Annotated in this window: 29 protein-coding genes; 12 read left to right on the top strand and 17 right to left on the bottom strand. The window is 71.0% G+C overall.

Annotated elements, in window-relative coordinates:
• Nucleotides 1-116: 116 nt before the first annotated feature.
• Nucleotides 117-1076 (top strand): NOG1 family protein, encoded by a 960-nt coding sequence (locus tag D8670_RS12215; protein WP_121818366.1) that lies wholly within the window; start codon nucleotides 117-119, stop codon nucleotides 1074-1076.
• Between the two features lie 36 nt (nucleotides 1077-1112).
• Here the strand turns inward: D8670_RS12215 and D8670_RS12210 are convergent, their stop codons facing one another.
• The 3 genes from D8670_RS12210 to D8670_RS12200 form a co-directional block, all read right to left on the bottom strand.
• Nucleotides 1113-1877, bottom strand: a complete 765-nt coding sequence (locus D8670_RS12210; RefSeq protein WP_121818365.1) for an SIMPL domain-containing protein — start codon at nucleotides 1875-1877, stop codon at nucleotides 1113-1115.
• Between the two features lie 61 nt (nucleotides 1878-1938).
• Nucleotides 1939-3312 (bottom strand): DUF389 domain-containing protein, encoded by a 1374-nt coding sequence (locus D8670_RS12205; RefSeq protein ID WP_121818364.1) that lies wholly within the window; start codon nucleotides 3310-3312, stop codon nucleotides 1939-1941.
• 98 nt (nucleotides 3313-3410) lie between these two features.
• Nucleotides 3411-4781: a TIGR00341 family protein gene (locus D8670_RS12200; RefSeq protein ID WP_121818363.1), complete on the bottom strand. Its 1371-nt coding sequence runs from the start codon at nucleotides 4779-4781 to the stop codon at nucleotides 3411-3413.
• Nucleotides 4782-4876: 95 nt separating this feature from the next.
• On the opposite strand from D8670_RS12200, the gene engB reads away from it, so the two are divergent.
• Nucleotides 4877-5494 carry a GTP-binding protein EngB gene (engB, locus tag D8670_RS12195; protein ID WP_121818362.1) on the top strand — a complete coding sequence of 206 codons (618 nt, stop codon included), beginning with the start codon at nucleotides 4877-4879 and terminating at the stop codon, nucleotides 5492-5494.
• Between the two features lie 146 nt (nucleotides 5495-5640).
• Nucleotides 5641-6555, top strand: coding sequence for a nucleoside hydrolase (locus tag D8670_RS12190; RefSeq protein ID WP_121818361.1), 915 nt, complete (start codon nucleotides 5641-5643; stop codon nucleotides 6553-6555).
• Between the two features lie 4 nt (nucleotides 6556-6559).
• Here the strand turns inward: D8670_RS12190 and ddh are convergent, their stop codons facing one another.
• The 7 genes from ddh to D8670_RS12155 form a co-directional block, all read right to left on the bottom strand.
• The gene (gene ddh / locus D8670_RS12185; protein WP_121818360.1) at nucleotides 6560-7492 is read right to left on the bottom strand and encodes a D-2-hydroxyacid dehydrogenase; all 933 of its coding nucleotides are present in this window, start codon (nucleotides 7490-7492) and stop codon (nucleotides 6560-6562) included.
• A gap of 223 nt (nucleotides 7493-7715) precedes the next feature.
• Nucleotides 7716-8783 (bottom strand): phosphate signaling complex PhoU family protein, encoded by a 1068-nt coding sequence (locus D8670_RS12180; RefSeq protein ID WP_121818613.1) that lies wholly within the window; start codon nucleotides 8781-8783, stop codon nucleotides 7716-7718.
• 16 nt (nucleotides 8784-8799) lie between these two features.
• Nucleotides 8800-9705, bottom strand: a complete 906-nt coding sequence (gene pstB, locus D8670_RS12175; RefSeq protein WP_121818359.1) for a phosphate ABC transporter ATP-binding protein PstB — start codon at nucleotides 9703-9705, stop codon at nucleotides 8800-8802.
• Nucleotides 9698-11299 (bottom strand): phosphate ABC transporter permease PstA, encoded by a 1602-nt coding sequence (gene pstA / locus D8670_RS12170; RefSeq protein WP_121818358.1) that lies wholly within the window; start codon nucleotides 11297-11299, stop codon nucleotides 9698-9700. Before pstA ends, pstB begins: the two co-directional genes overlap by 8 nt.
• The gene (pstC, locus tag D8670_RS12165; RefSeq protein WP_121818357.1) at nucleotides 11299-12378 is read right to left on the bottom strand and encodes a phosphate ABC transporter permease subunit PstC; all 1080 of its coding nucleotides are present in this window, start codon (nucleotides 12376-12378) and stop codon (nucleotides 11299-11301) included. Before pstC ends, pstA begins: the two co-directional genes overlap by 1 nt.
• A gap of 30 nt (nucleotides 12379-12408) precedes the next feature.
• Complete coding sequence (locus D8670_RS12160) at nucleotides 12409-13488, bottom strand: PstS family phosphate ABC transporter substrate-binding protein (RefSeq protein WP_121818356.1); 1080 nt, start codon at nucleotides 13486-13488, stop codon at nucleotides 12409-12411.
• Between the two features lie 142 nt (nucleotides 13489-13630).
• Complete coding sequence (locus D8670_RS12155) at nucleotides 13631-14932, bottom strand: eIF2B alpha/beta/delta subunit family protein (RefSeq protein ID WP_121818355.1); 1302 nt, start codon at nucleotides 14930-14932, stop codon at nucleotides 13631-13633.
• A gap of 59 nt (nucleotides 14933-14991) precedes the next feature.
• Here D8670_RS12155 and D8670_RS12150 point away from each other — a divergent pair, with 59 nt between their 5' ends.
• The 3 genes from D8670_RS12150 to D8670_RS12140 all read left to right on the top strand — a co-directional run bounded on the left by D8670_RS12150 (nucleotide 14992) and on the right by D8670_RS12140 (nucleotide 17348).
• Entirely contained in the window at nucleotides 14992-15507 is a 516-nt protein-coding gene (locus tag D8670_RS12150; RefSeq protein WP_121818354.1) for a metallophosphoesterase family protein, read from the top strand.
• Between the two features lie 82 nt (nucleotides 15508-15589).
• On the top strand, nucleotides 15590-16348 hold the full coding sequence (locus D8670_RS12145; RefSeq protein WP_121818353.1) for a coenzyme F420-0:L-glutamate ligase: 759 nt from the start codon (nucleotides 15590-15592) through the stop codon (nucleotides 16346-16348).
• Between the two features lie 19 nt (nucleotides 16349-16367).
• On the top strand, nucleotides 16368-17348 hold the full coding sequence (locus D8670_RS12140; protein WP_121818352.1) for a 5,10-methylenetetrahydromethanopterin reductase: 981 nt from the start codon (nucleotides 16368-16370) through the stop codon (nucleotides 17346-17348).
• Here the strand turns inward: D8670_RS12140 and D8670_RS12135 are convergent.
• Entirely contained in the window at nucleotides 17305-17511 is a 207-nt protein-coding gene (locus D8670_RS12135) for a DUF8024 family protein (RefSeq protein ID WP_121818351.1), read from the bottom strand. The genes D8670_RS12140 and D8670_RS12135 overlap by 44 nt on opposite strands.
• A gap of 89 nt (nucleotides 17512-17600) precedes the next feature.
• On the opposite strand from D8670_RS12135, the gene D8670_RS12130 reads away from it, so the two are divergent.
• The 5 genes from D8670_RS12130 to yciH all read left to right on the top strand — a co-directional run bounded on the left by D8670_RS12130 (nucleotide 17601) and on the right by yciH (nucleotide 22651).
• Nucleotides 17601-17882 (top strand): DUF7573 domain-containing protein, encoded by a 282-nt coding sequence (locus D8670_RS12130; RefSeq protein WP_121818350.1) that lies wholly within the window; start codon nucleotides 17601-17603, stop codon nucleotides 17880-17882.
• A gap of 137 nt (nucleotides 17883-18019) precedes the next feature.
• Nucleotides 18020-19000, top strand: a complete 981-nt coding sequence (locus D8670_RS12125; protein WP_121818349.1) for an AAA family ATPase — start codon at nucleotides 18020-18022, stop codon at nucleotides 18998-19000.
• On the top strand, nucleotides 19000-20016 hold the full coding sequence (locus D8670_RS12120; protein ID WP_162994286.1) for a DUF58 domain-containing protein: 1017 nt from the start codon (nucleotides 19000-19002) through the stop codon (nucleotides 20014-20016). The genes D8670_RS12125 and D8670_RS12120 overlap by 1 nt, the downstream gene beginning before the upstream one ends.
• The gene (locus D8670_RS12115) at nucleotides 20013-22289 is read left to right on the top strand and encodes a transglutaminase TgpA family protein (protein WP_121818347.1); all 2277 of its coding nucleotides are present in this window, start codon (nucleotides 20013-20015) and stop codon (nucleotides 22287-22289) included. Before D8670_RS12120 ends, D8670_RS12115 begins: the two co-directional genes overlap by 4 nt.
• A 68-nt stretch (nucleotides 22290-22357) precedes the next feature.
• On the top strand, nucleotides 22358-22651 hold the full coding sequence (gene yciH, locus D8670_RS12110) for a stress response translation initiation inhibitor YciH (protein ID WP_121818346.1): 294 nt from the start codon (nucleotides 22358-22360) through the stop codon (nucleotides 22649-22651).
• Nucleotides 22652-22700: 49 nt separating this feature from the next.
• Here the strand turns inward: yciH and D8670_RS12105 are convergent, their stop codons facing one another.
• Nucleotides 22701-23045 (bottom strand): rhodanese-like domain-containing protein, encoded by a 345-nt coding sequence (locus D8670_RS12105; protein ID WP_121818345.1) that lies wholly within the window; start codon nucleotides 23043-23045, stop codon nucleotides 22701-22703.
• A 149-nt stretch (nucleotides 23046-23194) separates the two neighbouring features.
• Between D8670_RS12105 and D8670_RS21650 the strand changes: the two genes are divergently transcribed.
• Nucleotides 23195-23317: a hypothetical protein gene (locus D8670_RS21650; RefSeq protein ID WP_255459006.1), complete on the top strand. Its 123-nt coding sequence runs from the start codon at nucleotides 23195-23197 to the stop codon at nucleotides 23315-23317.
• On the opposite strand, the gene D8670_RS12100 is transcribed toward D8670_RS21650, so the two are convergent.
• The 5 genes from D8670_RS12100 to D8670_RS12080 form a co-directional block, all read right to left on the bottom strand.
• Nucleotides 23309-23890 (bottom strand): NUDIX hydrolase, encoded by a 582-nt coding sequence (locus D8670_RS12100; protein ID WP_121818344.1) that lies wholly within the window; start codon nucleotides 23888-23890, stop codon nucleotides 23309-23311. The genes D8670_RS21650 and D8670_RS12100 overlap by 9 nt on opposite strands.
• Before the next feature lie 35 nt (nucleotides 23891-23925).
• Nucleotides 23926-24339 (bottom strand): DUF5809 family protein, encoded by a 414-nt coding sequence (locus D8670_RS12095; protein WP_121818343.1) that lies wholly within the window; start codon nucleotides 24337-24339, stop codon nucleotides 23926-23928.
• A 25-nt stretch (nucleotides 24340-24364) separates the two neighbouring features.
• Nucleotides 24365-24805 (bottom strand): DUF5810 domain-containing protein, encoded by a 441-nt coding sequence (locus D8670_RS12090; RefSeq protein WP_121818342.1) that lies wholly within the window; start codon nucleotides 24803-24805, stop codon nucleotides 24365-24367.
• Nucleotides 24806-24920: 115 nt separating this feature from the next.
• Complete coding sequence (locus D8670_RS12085) at nucleotides 24921-25424, bottom strand: GNAT family N-acetyltransferase (RefSeq protein WP_121818341.1); 504 nt, start codon at nucleotides 25422-25424, stop codon at nucleotides 24921-24923.
• A 102-nt stretch (nucleotides 25425-25526) separates the two neighbouring features.
• Complete coding sequence (locus tag D8670_RS12080; protein ID WP_121818340.1) at nucleotides 25527-26264, bottom strand: CPBP family intramembrane glutamic endopeptidase; 738 nt, start codon at nucleotides 26262-26264, stop codon at nucleotides 25527-25529.
• Nucleotides 26265-26413: the final 149 nt, after the last annotated feature.

The raw sequence follows: 26413 nt of genomic DNA, 5'->3' as shown, positions 1-26413 counted from the left end.
CCGGAGCGGATATATGTCTTCCCGGGACCGTCGGGCGCGCTCGGGGGCGGACGGGACGATATCGGCCGAATCGCCGAATCCGCGCGCTTTTAGGCGCCGGCGACCTACGTTCGCGCATGATTTTCGAGGACCTCCCGACGACGCCCACGTCGGAGGAACTTATCGACAAGGCGTTCTCGCGGGCGGCGCGGGCGGGCCGGGCCAAGAGCGGCTTCGAGGCCCAGCAGTCGATGCTCCAGACGGCGTCGAACATCCTCTCGGACAACCTGCAGAACGTCGTCACGTCTTGGCCAGACTTCGGCGAGATCGACCCCTTCTACTACGAACTCGCCGACGCGCTGGTCGACGTGGACGAACTCCGCCAGAGCCTCTCGGAGGTGCAGTGGGCGAGCCGCAAGACCGCCGACATCCGCGAGGAGTACCAGGGCCGCCTGCGCGGCGACGCCGACACCGCGCGGAAGATCCGCAAGCAGGCGTTCGCCCGCCTCGCGGACGTGGTCGAGGAGGTCGAGGACGACCTAGCGCGCATCAGCGAGGCGCGCGACGAACTGCGCACGCTGCCCGAGATCGACCCCGACGACCCGACCATCGTCGTCGCGGGCTACCCGAACGTCGGCAAGTCGTCGTTCATCAACGACGTGACCAACGCCCGCGGCGAGACGGCGTCGTACCCGTTCACGACGCGGGGGATCGGCCTCGGGCACTTCGAGCGCGACCACATCCGCTATCAGATCGTCGACACCCCCGGGATGCTCGACCGGCCGCCGGAGGAGCGCAACGACATCGAGTCACAGGCCGTCAGCGCGCTGGAACACCTCGCCGACTGCGTGCTCTTTCTGGTCGACGCGAGTCTCGACTGCGGCTACCCGATCGACGTGCAACTCGAACTCCGCGATGCGGTCGAGGAGCAGTTCGAGGACGTCCCCGTGCTCACGGTGTGTAACAAGGCGGACCGCTCGCGGGACGTCGAGGCCGACTACTACATGAGCGTGAAAGAGGACGAGAACGTCGACGCCGTCCTCGACGCCGCGGTCGACGCGATCGGGTACGAACCCGAACTCCCGTTCGACGAATAAGCGGCCGTCGGTCGCCGCTGCCGATCGCAAGCCGCGTCAGTTCTCGGTCGCGTTGAACGTCACCTGCACCTGCGCGGTGACGCTGACGGGGCCAGACTCGATGTTCGTCCCGGCGTCGCCGGCCGCGGCGGTCTGGGCCTCGGCGCGGTACGGCCGCACGCTGACGTGGCCCGTCGAGACGGACGAGACGCCCGTGACCGTCAGGTTCGTGTTCGTCGCCAGCACCTCGGCGTCGGCCCGCGCGTTGTCGACGGCCTCGGCGAGCGCGTCCTCGCGGAGGTCCTCGCGGGCGTCCTCCGAGAGCGTGAACCGGACGCTCCCGACGTTCGTCGCGCCGTTGTCCACCGCCGTCTCGACGACGGCGCCGACGGAGTCGACGTCGTCGACTTCGACCTCGAAGGCGTGGATGCCCCTGTAGCTGGTGACGTCCGGGTTCTCCCGCGACTCGCGGTTCTGACGGATGACGTAGTGCTGGGTCGTTATCTGGTCCTCGCCGATCCCCATCTCTTCGAGGGCCGACCGCATCCGCGAGGCGTTCTCCGCGAGGCGCTGTCGCACCGTCTCGGGGTCGTCGTCGGTCGCCTCGACCGCGACGTCGAGCACCGCGCGGTCGGGGTCGGCGGTCACCTCCCCGCTCGCCGAGACGCTCACTGTTCGGTCCGGCTGTCCCTGCTGTGCGGCCGCGTTGTTCGCGCCGCCGTCGTTCGCCGCGTCTCCGGTGCTGCCGATCCCCCCGGCGCAGCCCGCGGTGACGAGCATAACCGCCGCGAGGAGCGTCGCGATGAGTCGCTTTCGTGTCATACGGGTCGAACGACGATACACCCGACAAAGTAGTTCACGTAGGGTCAAACGCCCGTTTGAGTCACGCCGCCGGCGCGCGTACGGCGGCCGGCCGTCGCGCCGGCGCCGGGACCGAGGCGTTACCCTCGTCGCTCGCGTTCGCCGCCCGGGCGGCGCTCTCGGGCGTCGACGTCTGGTAGGTCTGGTACGTGACGCTGACAGTGACGTTCTCGCCCGTTTCGGACGCGATGGCCCTCGCGAAGGCGTTCGCCAGATCGGGGTACTCCTCTCCCTGCGCGCGGCTAACGGCGATAGTGACGTTCTCCGGGGCGCTGAACGGCTTGATGCCGGTGTACTCCGTTCGAACCGAGACGACGTTCACGCCCGCGTACTCGGACGACTCGACGACGTCCTGGGCCGCCGTGGACGCCGAGCGCTGGAAGGTGATCTGCTGTCCCGAGCCGTAGGCGACGACGCCGACCAGCGCGAGGACCACCACGAGGGTCACGAGCAGGGTCGCCGTCTGCCTCGTCGGACCCGAGAGGAGGAACTTCCACTCCCCGGAGCGGTAGCCGAGAACCCGCAGCGTCACGAACACGCCGACGTTGATGGCGATCAGCGTGGCGATCAGCAGGAAGAGCGTCCCGACCGCGATGACCGGGTACCCCCAGACGAGGGCGATCCCCGTCGTCGCCGCCGTCGGGATGAGCGCCGCGGCGATCATCACGCCGATGAGCGAGGTCGGTCCCTTCGTCGTCAGGCCGAACGCGGCGGCGGCGCCCGACGCCAGGCCGACGACCAGTGAGAAGACGCTCGGCGAGATGCGGAGCGCGATGGGCTGGATGGCGGCGATGTCGAGGTCGGCCGGGACGAACCCGCCGGTCCGCAACGCCGATGCGAACAGCCACGCGCCGCCGACCGCGACGACGATGCCGCCCAACTGCAGCCAGAGGCTGTCCCGGAACATCTGCGTGTCGCCGGTGGCGGCGCCGACGCCAGTCGTCAGCACCGGGCCGACGATGGGCGCGATCACCATCGACCCCACGACGACCGCGGGCGAGCCGACGAGCAGGCCCGCCGTGGCGATGACGGCCGAGAAGAAGATCATCGCCACGAACGACGTGGGGTCCTGGCTCATGTCCTGGGACTTGGACTTGAGCTCCGGCCGCGTCAGCGGGTCGAAGTCGGCCGCGAACTGGTTCTGCAGTTCCTCCGAGTGCGGCGTCGTCGCCGTCTCCGCGCTGCCGAGAACCGTGTAGCCGTCCTCCGGGAACCCGGCCTCCTCCAGCCTGTCGCGGATCGTACCGACGGCGTCCGTCGGGAGGGGGAACTCGATCACCCACCCGCCCTCCTCGGCCTCGTTTCGCATCGCGACGAAGTCGACGTTCTCCGACTCCAGTGCGTCCGTCACCGCGTCGCGCCGTTCGTCGGAAACCAGAATCTGGATGAGACGCACAGCAGTGCCACGCAGTCCGCGCGAAAAAGGGTGGATGGTCGTTACCGTCGCAACGGTGGCCGAAGAACCCGGTTACTCAGCGCCCTCTCGACCTAGGGTCACGTTACGGGCCGCGCGCGGGCGGCGTGCGGTCGCGGCGGGTCAGCCCCGGGGGCCGTGAGCCGCTGGGAGCTGCCGTCCGCGTTCTGGACGGCGACGAACTGCACCTGTACGCTGACGTTCGTCCCCGTCGAGTTTCTGACGCTCTCGCGGATCTTCCCGGCCAAGCCGGGGTGTTGCTCGTCGGTCGGGTGGCCGATCGTCACCAGCACCTGGTCGGGTTGCGACCCGAAAGTGCTGCCAGTTCGCTGTATCTGTACTTCGATGAGCGTGAGGTTCTGGTACTCCTCCTCGCTCAGGACCGAGTTCACCTGGTCGCGGATCGCCTGGTCGCTGGTCGCGGTCTGGTACGAGGTGAGCGTGACGCCTGCGAGAAACCCCGAGAGGAGCAGCAGGCCGACGACGAGCGTCCCGATGCGTCGCAGCGTCTTGGCCCGGGCCTCGTCTTCCTCGTACCACTGCTCGGGGCGATAGCCCATGTACCAGAGCACCACGAGCGCGGCGAGATTGATGGAGAACAGGTTCACGAGCACCAGCACGCCGGCCCCGATCACGACGTCCAGGAGCGCCCACGCGATCCCGATCCCGACGGCCGCCACCGGGGGGATCAGCGCCGCGGCGATCATCACGCCGACCAGCGCCGCCGAGATGCCGCCGGAGAGGCTCATCGCGCCCGCTATCCCGCCGCCCAGCGCGACGGCGAGCGAGAGGAGGTCGGGCGAGAGGCGGCCCTGGACCTGATTCAGTTCCAGCACGTCGATCCCGGGCGGCACCAGATACAGCGACTTCACCAGTACCGCGAACGCCGTCGCGGCGATGATCGCGCCGGAGAACCCGATGATCTGGTACTTCACGCCCTTCTTGAACAGATCGGTGTCGTTGATCACGCTGCCGACGCTGGTCGCCATCGCCGGCCCCAGCACCGGCGCGATCACCATCGACCCGACCACGACCGCCGGCGAGTCGAGCAGCAGGCCCGCCGTCGCGACGACGGCGCTCACGATCGAGAGCGTGATGTACGTCCGGAAGTTCGGCACGAGGTCGGACGCCCCGGCCCGGATCTCCTCGCGGGAGATCCGCTGTTCGGACTCCTCGCTCTCGCCGTACCGCTCCTGAAGCTTCTCGAAGTGCTCCGAGATGACGGTCTCGGCGTCGAGGACGATCGTGTAACTGCTATCGTCGATCCCTACCTCGCGGAGCCGATCGAGTATCGGCTCGACGGCGTTTCGCGGCAGGGGGAACGAGACGACCGCTGTGTACTCGCGGCCGCTCGTCTCGTCCGCCACCGCGTAGTCGATCCCCTCGTCGTCCAGCGTGTCGAGGACGGCTTCCCGCTTTCCAGCGGGTATCATCACCTGTACGAGGCGCACGTCCCGCGGTTGGATCCCCGGGGAGAAATAAACACGGGACGCGCGGATGCGGTCGAGACGGCATCCTTAACCCCCGCCGCCCGCTACTCGCCGCCATGTTCGAGGACCGCCCGGACCGCGACGCCGAAGTGGCTTTCGTCGGCCGGTCCAACGTCGGGAAGTCGACGCTGATGCGAGAACTGACCGGCCACTCGTTCGACACCGGCCAGAAGCCGGGGGTCACCCGCTCGCCGAACCACTACGACTGGGCGCCCGAGGACTTCATGCTCACGGACCTGCCCGGGTTCGGCTTCATGTCCGGCGTCCCCGAGGACCACCGCGAGCAGATCAAAGACGACATCGTCCACTACCTGGAGGAGTACGCCGACAACGTCCTCGTCGCGGTCATCGTGCTCGACGGCAAGAGCGCCGTCGACATCATCGACCGCCACTCCGACGAGGACGAGGTCCCATACGTGCTCGACATGTACTACTTCCTGCAGGACCTCGGAGTCCCGACCGTGATCGCCGTCAACAAGATGGACAAGGTCGACGACCGCGACGAGCGCCTCGACGAGATCTGCGACCGCTTCGGCCTCTACCCGCCGTGGCAGCAGTGGCGGGAGACGGTCGCGCCCGTCACCGCGAAGCGCGGCGACCTCGACGCCCTGAAGGAGGCGGTCCGCCACCACCTCCACGAGCAGGAGCGCGACGACCTGTTCAAGTTCTTCTGAGGGACCGCTCTCCGAACCGCCTCGCCGTTCGTCGGCGTCCTTATCCGGACACGCTCCGCGCCGCGGAGCAGTTCGGCCGAGCCGTCTCCGGGAATGTTGCCGGTCCTCCTCATACTTTTAAGTATGGGTCCGTTCAACGTCTGAAAATGGCGAAGAAGGTTCTTCTCGATGTAGACCCGGGTACGGACGACGCGTTGCTGCTGGCGATGCTGCTCGCCCACGACGACTGGGAGGTCGTCGGCGTCACGACCGTCGCGGGCAACACGACGGTCGAGAACACGACGCGGAACGCGCTCTCGGTGCTGGAGTTTCTGGACCGGTCGGACGTGCCGGTCGCTCGCGGCGCGGACGGCCCGCTGACGGGCGAACTGGAGCGTGCAGAGTGGGTTCACGGCCCCGACGGCATCAGGGGCGACCTGCCGGAGCCGACCGCCGAACCGGTGGAGATGGACGCGAGCCAGTTCATGCTGGACCGCGCCCGCGAGTACGGCGACGACCTCACCGTCGCGGCCGTGGGGCCGCTGACGAACGTCGCCGTCACGACGGTGCGGGACCCGGCGTTCGCCGAGACGATCGGCGACCTCTACTTCATGGGCGGGGCGGCGCTGACAAGCGGCAACGCCACGCCGGCGGCGGAGTTCAACGCGTACGCCGACCCCGAGGCCGCGTACCGCGTCGTCCGGGATACCGACCCCCACATGGTCGGACTGGGCGTCACCGAACCCGCCGTGCTGCCGACCGAGCTCGTCGAGCGGTGGTGCGCGGCCGACGACCCGCTGTCGACCGTCGGCGAGTGGTGTAACTACCCCGACCAACTCCGCCACGACGGCGGCTACTCGGTGCCCGACGCGGTCGTCGGCGCGGACCTGATCGCCGACGTGCTGGAGTACGAGCGCCTCCCGCTCGCGGTCGACACGTCTGAGGGCCCGTCCCGCGGCGCGACCATCGCGGACACGCGGGCCGAAGCCGACGAGAAGGGGACCCCGAACGCCTCGGTGGCGACGGACGTCGACGTCGAGACGTTCCGCGAGGTTGTGGTCGACCTCGTCGAGTCGCTGTAGGCGGCTACACGACCCGATTGTACAGCTCCTCGTCCGACTGTATGCGGTCGACGTTCTCCCGGACGAGGTCGGCGATGTCCCGGTAGTAGTCTCGCGTCTGCGCGGCGGCGTGGGGCGTGACGATCACTTCGTCCATCTCCCACAGCGGCGAGCGATCGGGGAGCGGCTCCTCCTCGAACACGTCGAGCGCGGCGCCCGCGAGGTCGCCGCGTTCGAGCGCCCGGACGAGTTCCTGCTGCCGCACGACGGGGCCGCGGGCGACGTTGATCAGGTAGGCGTCGTCTCGCAGGGCGTCGAACTCGTCCTTCCCGATCAGCCCCTCGGTCTCGTCGGTCAGCGGCACCGCGAGCGCGACGAACTTCGCGTCCGCGACGGCCTCCCGGAGTTCGTCCCCCGGGTACACCGTCGAGACGCCCGGCACGTCCTCCGGCGTACGCTTGACGCCGGTCACCTCCATCCCGAGGGCGTCCGCCCGCTCCGCGATGCCGCGGCCGAGCGTCCCGAGACCGACGACGCAGAGCGACTCGCCGGCGAGGGTGAAGGGGGCGTCCCACTCGGCGTGCGCCCACTCCTTGCGCGCCTGCTTGCGGGCGTACTCGTGGTGCCGGCGGGCGATCATGAGCATGTAGCCGGCGACGAACTCGCCGACGGTGTCGTCGTGGATGCCCGTGCTGTTCGTCAGCGCGATGTCGCGGGCCTCGAACTCCTCGACGGGGAAGCGGTCGACCCCCGCCTGGATCGAGTGGACCCAGTCGACCGTGTCGAGGTAGGACTCGCGGTGCGCGAACGTGACGACGCCGTCGCACTCCGCGAGGTCCCCGCGGTCGTCGCCGACGACGGCGACCTCGACGGGGAGGTCGGCGAGTGCCGATTCGAGGCGGTCCGGCGGAAACACAGCGCTGACGGAGTCGTTGATGCCCAGCCGACGGAGTTGCATACGGAGCTATTCGCGGAAACTCGGGTTCAATCTTGCGCCGAAGCGCCGCTCCGCGTCAGTAGAGTGGTGGCTCGGGAGAGGTCCTCGTCACACGGGGCTCGGTGGGGGTAACTGTCTTCATCGCCACCGTCGCCGGCTACGGCCCCCAGCGTGAAGAATCCACCTTTCGCCGTCGGCGGGCGCGAAACGCGCCCGACGAGGCGACGCCGGCTCCGTCGCTCCATCACTCGTCGGTTTCCGCCGGCGCGCGCGGCGCTGAGCGGTCGTCGCACGCCGCCGCTTCGTCGGGATCGGCACCGGGCCGCTCGCCCCGGCGGAGCGCGGCCCGGAGGCCCAGTTCGGCCACGTTGCCGCCGTGCTCGGCGGTCCGGAGGAGGCTGTCGGCCGCGCGCGTCAGTCGGTAGTCGGCGTCGGCCGCCTCGAACAGGCGGCGGTCGAGGGCCGACGCCAGCTCGCGGACCTCGTCCCGGTCGACCAGAGCGCGGTGCGCGGCGTCGAGCCCGGCGTCGCCGAGGACGGCGCTCACCGCGGTCTCGACGACCTCCCGCGACCGCTCGCCGAGGGTCTCGAGGTCGTCCGCCGCGTCCGCCGGCACCTCGTCGACCGCGCCCGCGACGGACGCGACGCGCTCGGCGTGGTCGGCGACGCGCTCCAGCTCGCGCGCCGTCGACCGAAGCTCGAACAGCTCCGGCCGGGTCAGTCCGAGCGCGTCGACCTCGTCCAGTCGCGACAGGCCGCGCGCGAAGTGGCGGTCGACGAGCCGGAACAGCCGGTCGGCCTCGTCGTCGCGGTCGGCCGGCGGCGGCGCGACCCCGTCGCTCGTCAGGGCGGCGGTGGCCCCTCGGTGCATCGACAGCGCGACGAACTGCAGCTGTCGCACCGACTGGCCGACCGACACCTCGTCGGCGTCGAGCAGCGTCCGGACCGTCAGCCGCCCCGCGGACTCGTCGGCGAGCGTCAGCCCGACGAGCGACCCCGCAACGTCGTCGACAGCCCGCCGCTGCTCGCGGGCGAACCCGTCCGGCGAGCGGAGCGCGACCTCCTCGAAGCCGCCTCCGTACGTCGCCCGCAGCGTCCGTTCGAGCCGGTCCGGATCGTCGTGGTCGACCCGGACCGTCGCCCGTCGAGTGCCGTCCCCGCGGGACCCCGGCTCGATCACGAGCAGGCCGTCGATGTGCGCGTGGAGGTCCACCTCCGTCCCGCCGGCGACGCCGTTCGACTCGGCCCACTCCTTCGGGAGCGAGACGGTGTACGTCCCGCCGCCGACCGTCTGGATCTTGCGGGTCTCCATCGTGCTCACCCCGCGGTCACCCGAACTTGCCGGTGATGTAGTCCTCGACGCGGTCGCTCCGCGGGTCCTCGAACACCTGGTCGGTGTCGCCGTACTCCACGAGCCGCCCCCCGGTGAGGAAGACGGCCGTCTGGTCGGAGACGCGGGCCGCCTGCTGCATGTTGTGGGTGACGACGACGACCGTGTAGCTCTCGGCGAGTTCCTCGATGAGCTGCTCGATCTTCGCCGTCGCGATGGGGTCGAGCGCCGACGCGGGCTCGTCCATCAGGATGACGTCCGGGTCGACGGCCAGGCAGCGCGCGATGCAGAGGCGCTGCTGCTGCCCGCCGGAGAGGCCGAGCGCGTTGTCGTCGAGCCGGTCTTTCACCTCGTCCCAGAGGGCGGCGCGCTCCAGCGCCTCCCGGACGAGGTCGTCAACGGCCGCGGAGTCGTCGCGGCCGAGCAGCCGCGACACCAGCCCCGTCTCGACGTCGCCGTGCTTCCGAGGTCCGTACGAGACGTTGTCGCGGATCGACTTCGGGAACGGGTTCGGCGCCTGAAACACCATCCCGATCCGCTTCCGGAGCTCGACGAGGTTCACGCCGTCCTGGTAGATCTCCTCCCCGTCGAACGCGACCGACCCCTCGACGCGGGCGGCGTCGATGCGGTCGTTCATCCGGTTGAGCGAACGCAGGAACGTCGACTTCCCGCAGCCCGACGGGCCGATGAGGGCCGTCACGCTCTCCGCGGGGACGTCCATCGAGACGCTCCGGAGCGCCCGCTCCCCGCCGTAGTACACGTCGAGGTCGGACACCGAGAGCGCCGTCTCCCCGTCGAAGTCGTACTCCGTCCACTCCTCGCGCAGCCGCTCGTCGGTCTCTCCGGTCGTCGTCACTCGCTGTTCGTCGCGGTCGCTTCCGTGTCGTAGTTCGGTGTTACTCATTGCGTAGCTTCCTCCTGAAGTACAGTCTGCTTCCGACCCCGACGGCGTACAGCCCGATCACGACGAGCAACAGCACGAGCGCGGTCCCCCAGCCGAACTCGGTCGTGGTGAAGGTCTCCTTCGGGAACGTCCCGGCCGTGATCGCCGAGTACAGCTGGTACGGCAGGGCGCTCGCCGGCGACAGCAACGCCTCGTTCGTGACGAACGGCGGCTGCGCCGTCACCCGGAAGGAGCCGAGGACGTTCGGCGTCGAACTCGGGTACGGCTGGCCGCCGAAGACGAGCAACAGCGGCGCGGTCTCGCCGGCGATCCGGCCGACGCCGAGGATGGCTCCCGTGATGACGCCGGGCATCGCCGCCGGGAGGACGACGCTTCGGATCGTCTCCCACCGGCTCACCCCCAGCGCGGCGCTCGCGTCGCGGTACTCGTCGGGGACCGCCTTGATCGCCTCGCGGCTGGTGATGAGCACTAACGGCAAGAGCATGAACCCGAGGACGAGCTGTCCGACGAGTATCGAGTTACCGCCGCTGATCCGCGGGACGAGAAACGCCAGACCGAACAGGCCGAACACGATGCTCGGCGTGCTCCAGAGCCCGTTCGTCGCGACTTCCACGACCTGAACGAACCGCCCCTGCTCCGCGTACTCGGTCAGGAACACCGCCGCGCCGATCCCCAGCGGGAGCGCGAACGCGACGGCGCCGACGACGAGCCACAGCGTGCCGAGGATGGCCGGCAGGACGCCGGGAACGGCGACGTACAGGCCGCCGGTCGGGTTGGTGACGAACGGGAGTTCGGGCCAGGGGAGGGACGCGCCGAACGGGAGCGCGAGCCGTCCCCCCGCGAGGCTCGCCCCGGTCAGCATCGCGTCGAACCCGCGGACGACGATGAAGCCGACGAGCAGCCCCAACACGGCCAGCACGCTGAACACGCCCGTGCCGATGAGGACGAACGCGCCGCTCTGCCGGCCCTCCGTGCCGAACCCCTCCTTCGCCTTGGCCCCGCTCCAGAGGCCGAGCAGCGACCCGACGACCGCGATCACCGGGACGAGTTCGCTGCCGGGGAACACCGCCGAGGACCAGGCCGACTCCCACGTCCAGTCGGCGTCGAGGTACCCGCCGGCGATCGCCGCGCCGGTCAGCGCCAGCAGTGCGGCGGCCGGGAGCGTCGACCCGACGTCCTCTCGGGGTACCGTCCCCGCCGCAGTGCCGAGGCCGCCGCAGGCGAGCGCCGCGGCCCACGCTGCCGCCCCGCCGCCGACCCAGTGCGCGGCGGCGAGGCCGCCGGCGACTCCCCACAGGAGGCCGAACGCGAGGCCGACCGCGGCGCCCGCGGACGACGAGGGCGTTGACTCCACGTAGCCGAAGCGCGATCCGATCCCCGCCGCGGTCAGGCCGACCGCGACGGCGAGCAGCGCGCCGCCGAACAGGTCGAACAGCCCCGCGCCGGCGAGCGCGGCGGTCTCGTCGACCCACTGGAGGAGCGTCGCCCAGGCGCCGACGTATCCGAGGGCGGCGACGGCGAGGACGCCGTGCGCGAGGCGCCGACCGGCGGACGACTCGCCGCCCACGATCTCGGTGCGCTCGACGTTGCTCATTACCGCTCACCCCCGAGCTTCTCGTGCATTCGCCACTCGATCCACTGCGAGGCGACGCTCAACAGCATCACCATCGCGAACAGGACGACGCCGCCGGCGAACAGGGCGCTCATGTGGAGGCCGCTCGCGTTGCCCCCCTCGAACGCGATGACCGTGGTCAGCGTCTCGCCGTAGCCGCCGAACACGTCGTAGAAGGGGTTCGGGAACCCCTTGGTGTGCGACAGCATCACCGTCGCCGCCATCGTCTCCCCCATCGCTCGGCCGACGCCGAGCAACACGCCGGCGGAGACGCCCGACAGCGCGGCCGGCAGCGTCACGCTCTTCGTGGTCTGCCAGCGGGTCGACCCCACCGCGGCCGACCCGTCTTTCATCGACTCGGGGACGGTCGACAGGGCGTCTTCGGCCACCGTGACGACCGTCGGCAGCGCCATGACCCCGATCATCAGACCGGCCGAGAAGTAGTTCCCGATGGCCGGGGTCCGGAGCTCGTGATAGAGGTACTGGTTGACGATCGTGAGCCCGACGAACCCGTACGTGATAGAGGGGATGCCGGCCATCAGTTCGATGCCGGGCTTGACGACCTCGCGCACGCTCCCCGGCGCGATCTCGCTGACGAACACCGCGCCGGCGATCCCGACGGGCGCGGCGACGGCCGTCGCGATGACCGTCGTGATCGCCGTGCCGACCATCATCGGCGTCAGCGCGTACACGCCGCCGTCCCCGGACGTCCACAGCGGGGGATCGGTGCGCACCAGGAGGCCGAGCCCCATGTGTCGGACGGCCTCGACCGACCGGATCAGGAGGAAGACGACTATCAGCGCGAGCACGGCGACCGTCGCGACCGTCGCGAGAAACGTCGTGCCTTTCGCCGCCGCCGCCGGGTGGCGCGCCCACCCGACGGCCGCGAGGAGGACGAAGGCGCTCAGCGGGAGGACCGTCCACCGAGACCCGATCCAGAACAGCAGGAAGGTCGCCAGTATCGCGAGCGAGCAGAGGGCGTACAGCCGAACGGCGCCGTCGCCGTGGCGCGACCGGTAGTCGCGGGCGCGGACGATGACGTCGGAGAGTTCTGGTTCCATGAGAGTTGGTTCGCCGGGGCGTCGACCGTGTTACTCGTAGCTGTCCGCGCTGACCTTCTCGCGCTGGGACTGGAGGCGGTCCTCGGGGAGCTTGAAGTAGTTGTTCCCGGCGACGAACATCTCCTGCCCGAAGTCGCTGAGACAGAAGTTGAGGAACGCGGCCTCCTTCTTCGAGGTGTCCTCCCACGTGTAGGCGTGCAGGTCCCGGGAGAGCGGGTACTCCTGCGAGCCGAGGTTCTCGCCGTACTCGTACACCGTCCCGTCGATCTCCAGGCCGATCGCGGGCGTGTCCTCGCTCACGAACGCCAGCGCGATGTACGCGATGGCGTTGTCGGCCTGCGAGATGGCCTGCTGGAGCTGCTGGTTCTGGCCGAACCGCTGGTCCGGCTCGATCGGGTGCTCCGGGTCGCCGAACACGTTCGACCGGAACGCCGTGTCGGTGCCGGAGCCCTCGGCGCGTCCGAGCGCGAGGATGTCGCGGTCCGGCCCGCCGATCTCGCTCCAGTTGGAGATATCGCCCTCGTAGATCCCCTTCAGCTCGTCGAGGGTGATCTGCTCGATGCCCGCGTCGGCGATCTCCGTGCTGACGACGATGGGCTGGCCGTCGACGCCGACGACGTGGTCGACGAAGTTGTCGAGCGTGTCCTGGTCGGCGTCGGAGAGTTCGTCCTCGGCCGGGGCGCTGGAGTCGCCGATGTCGACGCGGCCCTCCATGACGCCCTCGATGCCCGTCCCGGAGTGGCTCAGGGCGACGCTCACGCGGAACGGCGGGTTGGAGCGCTCCTCCGTGGCATCGTAGCCGTACTTCTCGGCGAAGAAGTCGGCCAGCCGCATGTCGGTCCCGTACTCGCCCTCCGCCCAGTCGGTCGGCCAGTAGTCCTCGTCGCCGGCCTCCGGGTTCGAGTTCCAGTAACTCGCCGCGGTGTTCGTGATGGGGAACACCGTCGAGGACCCGTCCGCCGTCAGGGTGCTCGCGCCGCCTCCGCTCGCGTTGCCGGTGTTCGCGAGACCCGAACAGCCCGCCGCCGCTGCGGCGCCCGCCGCCCCGGCCGCCGCGATGAACTTCCGGCGCGATACCCCGTCGGACCGCCGCTTCTGGTCACGTGTCATCACGAGTAAGCGCTCGGGGAACTATTAAACTCGTTTATAATAGCCGTATTTTGGAGTATGACGGGCCGGTACCGGTATTTTCCGCCCGTACCGTTAGTGAGTACTATATAGCGGTATCGAGCGTGCGACGGGAGCGTCGGAACTACCGGGAGTTCGGCGACGCCCGGTCGGCCAGACGGCGGAGTTCGGCGGCCACGTCGCCCACCTCGTCGGGCGACAGCGCGCCGCGCTCGGTGACGACGGCGTCGACGAGGTCCGGCGGCGTCACGTCGAAGGTCGGGTTGCGGACGTCCAGCGGGGCGTCGCCGTCGTACACCGCCGCCCGGTCGCCGGACTCGAGCGGCACCGACTCGTCGGTCGCCACCTTGTCGCTGGCGGCGACGGCGTAGAACGGCACGCCCTCGCGCTCGGCCGCCAGCGCGGCGGCCCGCGTCCCCGTCTTGTTGACCACGCTCCCGTCCGGCAGCACCGTGTCCGCGCCGACGAGGACGGCGTCGACGTCGGCCTCGCGCAGGACGTGCGCGACCGCGGCGTCGGTGTGCAGCGTCACCGCGTGATCCCCGGCGAGCGCCTCGGCGACGCCGACGCCCTCGTTGCCGGGGCGGGACTCCGCGACGAACAGTTCCCGGGGGACGGCCTCGCGGAGCGCCGACAGCGCCGTCCCGGAGCGTGAGAGCGTCAGCACCCCGCCGCCGGCGACGCGCTCGGCGGCCTCGCTCGCGGCGTCCGCGTCCGCGGAGAGCGCGCGCTCGATCCCCTTTCGGGCGGCCCGCTCGACGCCCGCGGGCGTTCCGTCGCTCTCGGCGACGGCCCGGTTCACGCGGTTGTGCAGGGCCGCCATGCTCGGCCGGGCGCGACGGAGGCGGGCCGCGAGGTCGAACAGTTCGTCGGCCGCCGCCTCGCCCGCGCCCGCGTCGTCCTCTTCGTCCCGGACGACGGCGGCGCGGTCGCGCAGCACCTCCAGCGCCCGCACGGAGAGGTAGGCGGAGCCGTGCTCATCGTCCGCCGCGACGGAGCGGACCGTCGGCGCGACGCTCTCGTAGGCGCGCCACCGCCCTGGCGGCGTCTCGCGGCGGCGCAGTTCGGTCGGCGGGACCCACTCCGTCTCGGCGAACGCCTCGTCGAGAGTCGTCTCCGAGAGCGGTCCGGTCACGTCGAACAGGAACGGGCGGAGCGCGGCGCCGTCCGGGTAGACCGGCCCGCCGGCGCGGACGAGGGCGGCGTCGTCCGCGATCCGGTCGACGGCGTCGACCGCGGCCGCCTCCGGGTCCTCGTCGACTTCGGCCCGAACCACGTCCCGGACGCCGGCCCCGTCGGTGTCGCTCGCGCTCTCCGCGCTCCCGTCCGCGTCGTTCGCAGCCTCGTCGGCCGCGCCCTCGCCGCGGCGTCGCCCGAGGAGTACCTCGCCGTCCGTTCGCAGGAAACACGCGACGCTGTCGCTCATGTCGCCGCGTTCTCGTTCCAGCGGGAACTTCTTTCGGAGTTCGGGTCGAACGCGACCGTATGGAGGTCGCCATACTCAGCGACACACACGTGCCGACGCGCGCGGACGAGGTACCGCGGTGGGTCAGCGAGCGGGTCCGCGCGGCCGACCACGTCGTCCACGCGGGCGACTTCGACTCGGCCGAGGCGTACGACGAGGTGGCGGAGCTGGCCGCGGACCTCACCGCCGTCAAGGGGAACATGGACCCCGTCGCGCTCGAACTGCCGGAGACGGCGACCGTCGAGTTGGGCGGCGCGACGTTCGTCGTCACCCACGGCACCGGCGCGGTGCGGAACTACGAGGAGCGCGTCGCCGGCATCGTCGCGGAGAAGCGCGACGACGTCGGTGCGCCCGTCGTCGGCGTCGCGGGCCACACCCACCGGGTGTTCGACGGGGAGGCGGCGTCGGCCGGCGGCGAGTCGGTCCGACTGCTCAACCCCGGGAGCGCGACCGGGGCGGACCCCGCCGACGAGGCGACGATGATGACCGTCGAGGCGGTCGACGGCGAGGTGGACGTGACGGTGCGGCGGGGGTGACGGCCCCCGCGACCCGTCGCCGACAGCGGGGGAACCTGCCAACATCGGCGCGCTTTTTACCGCATCGCGCCGACTCCCGGGCATGGACGTGTTCGCCGTTCCGGGACTGCCGGAGGTGCGCCGCGGCGACGACCTCGCCGCGCTGATAGAGGAGCGAACGGACCTCCGGGACGACGACGTCGTGCTGGTCGCGAGCACGGTCGTCTCGAAGGCGGAGGGCCGCGCCGTCGACCTCGACGACTTCTCGCCGAGCGAGCGGGCGGAGTCGATCGCCGCCCGGATCGAGGAGCTGACCGGCGAGGAGAAGGACCCGCGGTTCGCGCAGGCCGTGATCGAGGAGAGCGAGGCGCTGCTCACGGAGGAGCCGTTCCTCCTCACGAAGACGCGCTTCGGGCACGTCGGGGTCAACGCCGGCATCGACCGGTCGAACGTGCCCGACGCCGACCTGCTGCTCCTGCCCGAGGACCCGACGGCGAGCGCCGAGCGCATCCGGGAGAACCTCTCGGTCGACGCGCCGGTCGTCGTCACGGACACGAGCGGGCGGCCGTTCCGCCACGGCCAGCGCGGCGTCGCCATCGGCTGGGCCGGGATGCCCGCGAGCCGGGACTGGCGCGGCGAGACCGACCGCGACGGCCACGAACTGGAAGTCACGGTCGAGAGCGTCGTCGACGAGCTCGCCGCCGCGGCCAACCTCGTCACCGGCGAGGGCGGCGGCGGCACGCCGGTCGCGGTCGTCCGCGACTGGGCGTTCGGCGACCACGACGGCAGCGACAACCTGTTCCGGGAGCGCGAGAGCGATCTCGTGCGGCAGGCGCTAGAGGAGTGGGAGTACGAGCCGTGACGCGGACGGAGGACGACGCATGAAAGGGATAGAACTCACGCCGGAGCACCCGGTCGACCGCATCGTCGACCTCGCGGAGCGCGCAGAGGCCGCCGGCTTCGACGCCGCGCTCGCGAGCTGTCACTACAACAACCGCGACCCGTTTCTCACGCTCGGACGGGTCGCCGCGGCCACGGACGACATCGCGGTCGGCCCGGCGGCGGCGAACCCGTACGACACGCACCCGGTCAAACTCGCCTCACAGCTCGCGACGCTGAACGAGGTCAGCGGCGGGCGCGCACTCTGCAGCGTCGCCGCGGGCGACCGCTCGACCATCGCCAACCTGGGGTACGACCACGACGACGCGCTGCGGCGCGTGCTGGAGTCGTTCAAGGTAGCGAAGCGGCTCTGGGCGGGCGAGTCCGTCGACCACGAGGGGACGTTCACCGCCCGGGACGCCTCGCTCAACTACGACGCCGGGACGATGCCGGTGTACGTCGGCGCGCAGGGGCCGCACATGATCCGAATGAGCGCGAAACACGCCGACGGCGTGCTGCTGAACGCCTCTCACCCGGCCGACTTCGAGTGGGCGGCCGAGCGCGTCGAGGAGGGGCTGGCGGAGCGGCCCGACGAGCGCGGCGAGTTCGACTTCGCCGCCCACGTCAGCCTCAGCGTCGCCGAGGACGCCGCCGCGGCGCGCGAGGCGGCCCGGCCGCCGGTCGCGTTCATCGTCGGCGGGGCGGCCCCGCCGGTGCTCGACCGGCACGGGATCGACCGCGACGCGGCCGCGGCGATCGGCGGACGCATCGAGGCCGGCGAGTTCTCCGAGGCCTTCGAGGCCGTGACGCCCGCCATGATAGATGCCTTCGCCGTCGCCGGCACCGAGGAGACGGCGGCCGACCGGCTGGGGGAGATAGCGGACTACGCGGACAGCATCGTCGCGAGCGCCCCGCTGGGGCCGGATCTCGAGTCCGCGGTCAGCCTTGCTGGAGCGGCGATCGACCGAGCGAGTCCGGAATGACGAGGTCGACGAGCCCGCCGACCGCGAGGTAGCCGAACAGCGCGCTCGGGGCGATGACGAAGAACGCGCCCAGAGCCAGCAGGACCGCCGACAGCGGCCCGGACGTCGCGACGTTACCGAAGAGGTCGACCATCTCTACGATGTTCTCGATAATCGAAACCATAGCGGAGGGTTCGGAGCGCTGGTACTTGTGTGGTTCGTCTCCTCGTGGCAGGCCGGAGATATAAGACCCGGCCGCTCCTACGACGACGCGTGACGGACGACGCGTCCCTCTTCGATTTCGACGAGGGGACGAGCGACGCCGAGGACGACGGTGGGCGGAGCGCGGACGCCGATACCGGCGGAGAGGATCCCGCAGGCGACTCCGACCCGGCCGCCGAGAGCGACGGCGATCCCGCGGCCGACGCCGACCCCGCGACCGCGACGTACCGGTGGTCTCCGGACCCGGCCGCCTGTCCCGACTGCGGAACCGACGTGCGGCGGCGCTGGCGCGACGGCGACGCGTTCGTCTGCGCCGACTGCAAGGATTGGTAACGGTCGATGATCCGACACGGCAACGTTACAAGCGTTGGCCCGTTAGAACGGCCAAAGCGGCGCGGGCGGTCGTCGGACGGGTCCCGGACGAACCGGGGCACCGGACCCGACGCGCCCGCGTCACTCTCTCACCAGGCATGACCGACGCACACCGAACGGACGCGGCGAACGGTTCCGGCGGGGACGTCGACCCGCTCTCGGTCGACGAGGCCGCGCGGACCGGCAACGCAGTCATCGACAACGTCGAGGAGGTGATCGTGGGCCACCACGACGAGATCGAGCACGTCCTCACCGCCCTGCTCGCGGACGGGCACGTTCTCGTGGAGGACGTGCCCGGCGTCGGGAAGACGATGCTCGCCCGGGCGGTCTCCCGCTCGATCGACTGCTCGTTCAACCGGGTGCAGTTCACGCCCGACCTGCTGCCCTCGGACATCACGGGCGTCAACGTGTTCAACCAGAAGACCCGCGAGTTCGAGTTCCAGCGCGGACCGGTGTTCGCGAACCTCGTGCTCGGAGACGAGATAAACCGCGCGCCGCCGAAGACCCAGAGCGCGCTGCTCGAAGCGATGGAGGAGCGACAGGTGACCGTCGACGGCGAGACGCGGGACCTCCCTGACCCGTTCACCGTCGTCGCGACCCAGAACACGGTCGAGGGGAACCGCACGTACGAACTCCCGCTCGCGGAGATCGACCGCTTCATGAAGAAGATACGGCTCGGCTACCCGAACCACGAGGAGGAGACGCGGATGCTCGACCGGGTCGTCGGCGGGCACCCGATCGAGGACCTCGCGCCGGTGACGAACGTGGAGACGATCCGCCGGGCGCGGGCGACGGTGACGAACGTCACGGTCAACGAGCCGATCCGCGCGTACGCGAGCCGACTGGCCGGCTACACCCGCGAGAACGCGGCGCTCGGCGTGAGCCCGCGCGGGACCATCGCCCTGCTCCGCGCCGCGCAGGCCCGCGCCGTGCTCGACGGGCGGGACTACGTGATCCCCGACGACGTGCAGGCCGAAGCGCCGACGGTGCTCTCTCACCGGGTACGCGCCGAGAGCGGCACCGCCGCGGACGGCGGAGGGATCGTCTCGCAGGCGCTCGACGCCGTGCCGGTGGAATGATGCTCACGCGACGCGGCTGGGCGCTGGCCGGGGTGACTGCCTTCAGCTTCGTCATGGCGACGGGGTACGGGGCGCGCTCGCTCAACGCCGTCATGGTGCCGGCCCTGCTCGCGCTCGTCGCGGCGGTCGTCCAGGTCCGCCGGGCGGACCGCCCGAGCGTCTCTCGCCGCGTCCCCGCTGACGGGTTCGTCGGCGAGACGCGGACGGTCGCGCTCGATGCGGAGACCCGGACCGCCATCGCGGCCGTCGTCACCGACCGGACCGCCGCCGCGCTGGGGGCCGGCGTCGTCCGGCGCGAGACGACGCTCGGCGGCACGGTCACCTACGAGGTCACGCTCGGACGGCGCGGCGAGCACGAGCTCGGCCCCGCGACGGTGACCGTCACGGACGTGCTTGGGCTGGCCGAGCGCAGCTTCGAGTACCGCGGCACCGACACCCTCCTCGCGTACCCGGAGGTGCGCGACCTGACCGCCGGCGGCGTGCTGGCGCTCGGCGTCGACGCGTTCGCGGACGACCGCGAGGAGTTCGACACGCTCCGGGAGTACGTCCGCGGCGACTCGCTCCGGGACGTTCACTGGAAGTCGAGCGCCGGCACTCCCGGGGCCGACCTGCTCGTCCGGGAGTACGAGAGCGACGAGGAGCCGGACGCGTTCGACATCGTCGCCGAGGCCGACCGAGGCCGGGCGGACGAGATGGCCACGGCTGCGGCGAGCGTCGCCCTCGCGCTGCTCGACGCCGACGTCCCGGTGCGGGTCGCCGCGCCGAACGGCACCGTCGACGCGGGCCGCGGCGAGGGCCAGCGGACGGCCGTCCTCGCCCTGCTCGCCCGCGCCGGGGCCGGTTCCGTCCCGTCGGAGCGCCGCGGCGCGGCGGACGTGCACGTCCGCGCGACCGGCGACGAGGGCGCGACCGTCGAGTTCCAGGACCGCCGCGTCGCCTTCGACGACCTCGCTCGCGACGCCGCGCCGCGGGACGGCGGCCGGGCGGCGCCCGCCGGGACGGGGGTGGTGCCGTGAGCACGCGGTCGGTCGGCGAGGGCGTCGCCGGCGTCGCGGACGGCGTCGACCTCTATCACCTGCTCGCCCTCGGGGGCGTGCTGACGCTCACCGCGTCGTACGTCGCCGTCCTGCACGACCTGGCGACGGTCGTGGGCGACAGCAGCATGCTCCTCCCGGTCGTGGCGGCGTCGGCGCTCGTCGCGGTCGCGCTCTCCCGGACCATCGGCGAGCGGACGGCGCTCGGACTCGGCGTCGCCATCGCCGCGCTGGGCTACGCCTACTACCTCCTCGTGACGCCGGGGGGCCTCGCCGTCCTGATAACGGCGACCGACCGGATCATCTCCGACGCGGTGGCGCTGCTGACGGGGTACTCCGTCCTCCGGATGACGAAGGCGCACGTCTGGTCGCTCGGGTTCGCCCCCGCGCCAGTGTTTCTCTCGTGGTACCTCGCTTTCCGGCGGCGGTGGGCGCTCTCGGTCGCGGCGGGCGGCGTCGCCCTCCTCGTCCTCGTGCTGACCGGCGACGCGGGGGTCGAGATCACGCTGATCGGCGTCGTCGGCGCGGTCGCGGCGGTCGGGTTCGGCGAGCTCTCGCGCCGCGGCGGGTCGCTGCTTGAAGCCGACGTCCTCATCGTGCTCGTGGTCCTGATGGCCGTCGTCTCGCTGTGGGCCCCCGCGGTCGGAGGCGACAGCGCCAACCCCCTGTTCCTGGTGCCCGGCGGCGGCGCGAGCGGGTCCGGCGGGCTCGCAGAGTCGACCGACCGCATGACGATCCAGGGGGAGACGGAGCTGTCGCCGAAGGTGCGGTTCACCGTCGAGAGCGACCGCGCCGAGTACTGGCGGGTCGCCACGTACGACCGGTTCACCGGCCGGGAGTGGATCCGGTCCGGCACGACCACCGACTACGCGGGCCAGCTCACCGGGCCGCCCGGCCCCGCCGAGACGGTCGAACAGCGCGTGACGGTCGAGACGCCGATGCGGGCGATGCCCGCCGCGGCCGACCCGGTCGAAGTCGAGGGCGACGCGGCGTCGGCGGCCGTGGTCACCGACCACGGGGGCCTGGCGGCCGGCGAGCGGCTGTCGAGCGGGGCGACGTACACCGTCCGGAGCGAGGTCGTCACCGCCTCGCCCGGGGAGCTTCGCGGCGCTGGGACGGACTACCCCGACTACGTCGCTCAGCGCGACTACACCCAGCTCCCGGACGACACGCCCGACCGCGTCGGCGAGCGGACCGCCGAGGTCGTCGAGGGGGCGGACAACCCCTATGACAAGGCCGTCGCGATCGAGCAGTGGCTGGAGCGAAACAAGGAGTACTCGCTGGACGTCCAGCGGCCGGACGGCAACGTCGCCGACGCCTTCCTCTTCGAGATGGAGCGGGGCTACTGCACCTACTACGCGACGACGATGACCGTGATGCTCCGCGAGGAGGGGATCCCTGCCCGCATGGTGACCGGGTACACGCCCGGTCAGCAGGTGGGCGAGGACGAGTACGTCGTCCGCGGCCTCGACGCCCACGCCTGGGTCGAGGTGTACTTCCCCGACTACGGGTGGGTTCGCTTCGACCCCACGCCCGGCGACGAGCGCACCGAGGCCGAGCGCTCGACCGTCGAGCAGGCGCGGCAGGACGGGATCGGCGGCGTCGACACCGATACCAGCGAGGGCGAGCCGCTGACGACGACCGAGACGACCACTCCCCGGAGCTCGCCCGTCGACCGCCCCGGGTTCAACGGCACCGTGAACACGACCCAGTCGGAAGACCTGCCGCAGCTCGGCGACCTCGACAGGTCCGCGGAGAGTGGTAACGCGACCGCCGACGCGCCGTCAGAGTCGACCACGACGACAGCCGGCGGCGGCGACGGAGCGACCGGCGACGGCCGGTCGCTGCCCGACCCGCCCTCGCCGGAGACGGTCGGCTGGAGCCTGCTCGTGGGCATCGGTCTCGCCGCGGGCGCGCACCGGACGGGGATCACCGAGCGGACATACGGCTTCGTCCGACTCCACTGGCAGGGCGCCAGCGGGTCCCCCGCGACGGACGTCGAGCGGGCGGCCGAGCGCCTCGACGCCCTGCTCGCGAAGCAGTACCGCGAGCGCCGCGCCGGCGAGACGCGCCGGCAGTACGTGAACGCCCTCTCGCTCGCCGGCCTCGACGACCGCGCCGAGCGGGTCGCCCGCCTCCACGAGAAGGCGCGGTACGGCGGCGGGGTCTCCCGGGAGGAGGCCGACGAGGCCGTGCGGCTCGTCGACGAACTCGTCGCGGAGCGGACGCCCGTGGTCGGGACCCCCCGGCGGTAAAAACGACCGCAGGACGGGGGCGCGGTCCCGACAGTGTTTAATAGGGCGATTTCGTAGAAGTCAACGTAATGTCGGAAGTCTGCTCGACGTGCGGGCTGCCTGAGGAGCTCTGCGTCTGCGAGGACGTGGCCAAAGAGTCTCAGCAGATCTCCATCCGCATTGACGAGCGCAGATACGGTAAGGAGGTAACGATCATCGAAGGGTTCGATCCCAAAGACGTGGACCTGGACAGTCTGTCGTCAGACCTGAAATCGAAGTTCGCGTGCGGTGGAACGGTCGAAGACGGCCAGATCGAGCTCCAGGGCAACCACTCGGGCCGCGTCGAGGATTTCCTCCGCGACCGCGGATTCAACGTCGCCTAAGCCCGCCGTCGACCCGGCCGCGCTCGCCTCTCCCGAGAGCGGGGTGAGGCTAAAACGGCGCGTCCGGCCCCTCGTTCGCTTTCCCTTCTTCCGTACGTCTCCACGCTTCGAGCCCGCCGGCCATGCTCTCGACGGTCGCGTCGACCGCCTCGGCCGACGCGATGAGCCGCGCGGCGCGAACGCTCGATTTCCCGTGGGGACAGACCGTCACGATCTGGTCCGCGTCCGCGAACCGCTCGACCTCGGCCGTGAGCCGCGGGAAAGGGACGTTGACGCTCCCGTCGATGCCGTCGCGCCGGAACGCCGCGGGCGACCGGATGTCGACGACGCGGACGTCTTCGTTCGCCGATTCGAGGAGGTCGCGCACTTCCGCCGGCGTGGTCTCGCCGTCCATGGGAGTCGGTCGGCGGTCGTCGGGAATAAGACTGCGGATGTCCGACCGCGTTGCCGCCTCGAGCGCGGTTCCGGTCCCGAGCGGGGCCGTGTGAGAGGATCCCCCTCACGCAACGCACATGTAGGGCTCGTCGGCTAGTCTCGAATACAATGTCCGAACGCACCGAAGACCCGCGCGCAGCGCTGATGCGCCCGCGACCGTCGGTCGACACCGACGGGAGCGGCGAATCGCGAGCCGTCCCCTTCGTCCACTGGCCGACGCGGTCAGAGTAACCCGTCTTCCTTCGCGAGCAGCAACCCTTCTAGCGTCGCGTCGTTCGTCGGAAGCTCGCGAGCCGTCGCGACCGCCTCCTCGACCGGAACGCGCTCGACGGTGAGGAACTCGTTCTCGTCGAGTTCGCGCCCCGTCTCGGTGAGCCCGGCGGCCGCGACGAACCCTCGCTCGTGACGCATCGCGCCGGTCGCCACGTCGCAGGTCTGGAGTAGCGTCGTCTCGTCGGGGTCGTACCCCGTCTCCTCGCGGAGTTCGCGGGCGGCGGCGCTCTCGTAGCTCTCGCCCGACTCCCGCGGGACGGTTCCCTCGGCGTGAGCGTCGCCCTCGGTGTGGTCCTCGACGATGCCGGCCGGCAGTTCGAGCTGTGTCTCCCGGACGGTGGGGCGGTACTGCTCGACGAACACCACGTCGCCGTCGACGACGGGGACGACGACGACCGCGGGCGGCAGTTCCGCCCAGTAGTAGCGCTTCGTCGTCCCGTCCGGCTGCTCGACCAGGTCGTACCCCCCGTCGTACCAGCCGGTCTCGTACTCCGTCGCCGACTCGATTACGGGCCAGTCGTGGTCCGACATGGTCGCACCGTCGGCCGGCACGGGAAAAGAGGTTACTACAGGTGGTCCTGATAGATCCGGCCGAACGCCTGTCGCCGGAGCGTGGCGACCGCGGCCTGCTCCTCGTCCTGGAACGTCGCGGCGACCGCCGTGTCCGCGAACTCGGCGGCGTGCCAGGCGACGTGGTCGACGTTCTCGCTGCCCGTCTCGACGACCTCGCCGTCGAACCCGTCGGCCCACTCCTCGAACTCCTCGCGCGTCCCCACCTGAACCTCCAGTAGCGACGCGAACAGGGCGTCGCGCGCGGTGAGGACGACGTCGGAGGTCACTCGCTCGTCGTACTCCTCCTTGTCGAACTCCATCGCCTTCGCTGTCTCCTTGACGAGCACCTGCGCGGTCGGTCCGAGCACGTCCGACAGCGCGGCGACCTCGTCCTCGCTCTCCGGCGAGAGGAACCCGGTTGATTGCATACGGTCGACTCTCTCGGGGTGGTAGTTACGCTTTTTCTTCCGGGTCGGACTCGCCGGCGTCGGAACCCTCGTCGTCCCCGTCGGCGTCCTCCTCGTCGAGCATCCGCTCGGTCATCTCGCGGGCCTCGGCGAGGACCTGCTCCGCGTCGCCGGTCAGGTTCCCCCGCCCCGCGCCCCGTCGGCCGCGACCGCCGCCGACCTGCTGCTCCAGTTGCTGCTCGAACGGCATCTCCCGGCCGTGGTCGTGGGTCGTGTCCTCGAACACTTCCTCGTACTCCGTCTCCGCGGCGTGTTCCGCGACGCGCGGCCCCAGCGTGTCGGGGTCCTGCTCCGACCAGCCGGGCGCGTGCTCGTCCAGCCAGGACTCGTGGTCCTCGCGCCCGAGCATGGCGGTGAAGGCGAGGTGGTTCGCGAGGTGCTCGGCGTCGGCCTGGGGCGTCGAACAGACCGGACAGGCGTATCCCATGCGCGAACGGAGCGCCTCCAGCGTGAAAACGGTTTCATACGAATTGTTGTAACGATTTGCCGGTCATCGCCGACCCGCACCGGCGATGACCGGTAAAGGACTACAACAGTTCGTATCAGGACAGGTCCCGCACCAGGATGAGCGCGTCCTCGCCGTCGTCGTAGTACCGCGGCACGCGCCGGAGCGGTTCGAAGCCGAACGCCTCGTACAGCGAGCGCGCGCGGTCGTTGCTCTCGCGCACCTCCAGCTTGACCGTCCGGGCCGACTGGGCGGCGAGCTTCGACAGTGCCGCCTCCAGCAGGGTCGCGCCGAGCCCCTCCCCGCGCCGGTCGGGATGTACCGCGAGGTCCTTCACGTGGCCCAGCCCGCGGCCGTGGTTGGGCACGAAATCGGCGACGACGTAGCCGACGACGTTCTGCGTGTCGATCGCGTCCTCGTCGTCCCTCTCGTCCTCGTCGACGGCGACGAGAAAGCCCGGGGCGTCGAGGTAGCGCTCGAACGCGTCGTACGGCCACGGCTGGGGGAACGACGCCCGTTCGATCCGCACGACGGCGAGGAGGTCTGCCGCCTCCGCCTCCCGGATCCGGACGTCGCTCCGGGCGTCTGGTGCGGTCGTCACGCCACGGTGTACGAGGGCGTCCGTAATCAGTCCCCCGGCGAGGGGCGGACGACAGTCTCGTCGGACCGCCGCGGTCGCATCGCGGCGCCCCGGACGGCGGTCTCAGACGTAGTTCAGCGCGTACACGGTGGCGTTGAACAGTCCGTGGACGACTGCCGGGATCACGAGGTTGCCGGTGTACTCGTAGACCGCCCCGAGGGCGACGCCGATGAGCGTCACGAGGGCGATGCTCGTCAGCGCGCCGTCGCCCGTGTAGGCCCCGAGCAGGTGCGGCACGGCGAAGCAGACGCCCGCCGCGACGACCGCGACCGGCGCGGAGAAGTTCTCGCGGAGCCGCGACTGCACCACCCCGCGGAACAGCAGCTCCTCGCCCGGGCCGACGAACAGCAGCGCGAGCGGGATGCCGACGAGGAACAGCGAGGGGTTCTCCCGGCCCTCCTCGATGCCCGAACTCGTCGCCGTCTCCGCGCCGAGGACGTTCGTGACGACCGAGAAGGCGATCAGCGCGGCGAACACCAGCGCGAAGCCGCCGATGACCCACCCCGCGTCCCGCAGCGTCGGGCGTCGGACCCGGAGGTAGCGGGCGACGAACGACGGGTCGAATCCCCGCCGCCGGAGGACCAGATACCCCAGCGAGACGCCGCCGAACCCGAGGGCGTTCTGCCCCACCTGCGTGACGATCCGCTCGATTGCGGGCGCCTCCGCTGAGACGCCCAGCGCGCCGGCGACCGAGAGGGCGACGTACGCGCCGAGCACGCCGCCGATCACGCCGACGAGACTGATCAGCACCCCGACGGCGACCGCGCGGAGTCGCCCGCCGGTGAGGTTCGGGACTCGCACGGTTACCTCGGCGGCGGGCGACGGAATAGTCGTTTCGGAGACGGGTGCGACGTGTGGCTATCGGACGCGGAAAAGAAAGAAAAGGTCGGCGCGGTAGAGCAGTCGTTCAGTCGTCCGCCGGTGTCCGGCGGACGCTCACGGCGCTCGCA

It is taken from the genome of Halostella limicola (genome assembly GCF_003675875.1).
GTDB classification, from domain to species: domain Archaea; phylum Halobacteriota; class Halobacteria; order Halobacteriales; family Natronoarchaeaceae; genus Halostella; species Halostella limicola.
This window is presented reverse-complemented; position numbering and strand designations above follow the sequence as displayed.

Bases quoted from the DNA above. Each gene is read 5' to 3' on its own strand.
- D8670_RS12095 (WP_121818343.1), bottom strand. From the start codon at position 24,339: ATGCAATCAACCGGGTTCCTCTCGCCGGAGAGCGAGGACGAGGTCGCC.
- D8670_RS12135 (WP_121818351.1), bottom strand. From the start codon at position 17,511: ATGGTTTCGATTATCGAGAACATCGTAGAGATGGTCGACCTCTTCGGT.
- D8670_RS21650 (WP_255459006.1), top strand. From the start codon at position 23,195: ATGTCCGAACGCACCGAAGACCCGCGCGCAGCGCTGATGCGCCCGCGA.
- D8670_RS12190 (WP_121818361.1), top strand. From the start codon at position 5,641: ATGGCGAAGAAGGTTCTTCTCGATGTAGACCCGGGTACGGACGACGCG.
- D8670_RS12140 (WP_121818352.1), top strand. From the start codon at position 16,368: ATGAAAGGGATAGAACTCACGCCGGAGCACCCGGTCGACCGCATCGTC.
- D8670_RS12180 (WP_121818613.1), bottom strand. From the start codon at position 8,783: ATGGAGACCCGCAAGATCCAGACGGTCGGCGGCGGGACGTACACCGTC.
- ddh (WP_121818360.1), bottom strand. From the start codon at position 7,492: ATGCAACTCCGTCGGCTGGGCATCAACGACTCCGTCAGCGCTGTGTTT.
- D8670_RS12105 (WP_121818345.1), bottom strand. From the start codon at position 23,045: ATGGACGGCGAGACCACGCCGGCGGAAGTGCGCGACCTCCTCGAATCG.
- D8670_RS12210 (WP_121818365.1), bottom strand. From the start codon at position 1,877: ATGACACGAAAGCGACTCATCGCGACGCTCCTCGCGGCGGTTATGCTC.
- D8670_RS12145 (WP_121818353.1), top strand. From the start codon at position 15,590: ATGGACGTGTTCGCCGTTCCGGGACTGCCGGAGGTGCGCCGCGGCGAC.
- D8670_RS12150 (WP_121818354.1), top strand. From the start codon at position 14,992: ATGGAGGTCGCCATACTCAGCGACACACACGTGCCGACGCGCGCGGAC.
- pstA (WP_121818358.1), bottom strand. From the start codon at position 11,299: ATGAGCAACGTCGAGCGCACCGAGATCGTGGGCGGCGAGTCGTCCGCC.
- D8670_RS12120 (WP_162994286.1), top strand. From the start codon at position 19,000: ATGCTCACGCGACGCGGCTGGGCGCTGGCCGGGGTGACTGCCTTCAGC.
- D8670_RS12125 (WP_121818349.1), top strand. From the start codon at position 18,020: ATGACCGACGCACACCGAACGGACGCGGCGAACGGTTCCGGCGGGGAC.
- D8670_RS12100 (WP_121818344.1), bottom strand. From the start codon at position 23,890: ATGTCGGACCACGACTGGCCCGTAATCGAGTCGGCGACGGAGTACGAG.
- pstC (WP_121818357.1), bottom strand. From the start codon at position 12,378: ATGGAACCAGAACTCTCCGACGTCATCGTCCGCGCCCGCGACTACCGG.
- D8670_RS12155 (WP_121818355.1), bottom strand. From the start codon at position 14,932: ATGAGCGACAGCGTCGCGTGTTTCCTGCGAACGGACGGCGAGGTACTC.
- D8670_RS12160 (WP_121818356.1), bottom strand. From the start codon at position 13,488: ATGACACGTGACCAGAAGCGGCGGTCCGACGGGGTATCGCGCCGGAAG.
- pstB (WP_121818359.1), bottom strand. From the start codon at position 9,705: ATGAGTAACACCGAACTACGACACGGAAGCGACCGCGACGAACAGCGA.
- D8670_RS12090 (WP_121818342.1), bottom strand. From the start codon at position 24,805: ATGGGATACGCCTGTCCGGTCTGTTCGACGCCCCAGGCCGACGCCGAG.
- engB (WP_121818362.1), top strand. From the start codon at position 4,877: ATGTTCGAGGACCGCCCGGACCGCGACGCCGAAGTGGCTTTCGTCGGC.
- D8670_RS12215 (WP_121818366.1), top strand. From the start codon at position 117: ATGATTTTCGAGGACCTCCCGACGACGCCCACGTCGGAGGAACTTATC.
- yciH (WP_121818346.1), top strand. From the start codon at position 22,358: ATGTCGGAAGTCTGCTCGACGTGCGGGCTGCCTGAGGAGCTCTGCGTC.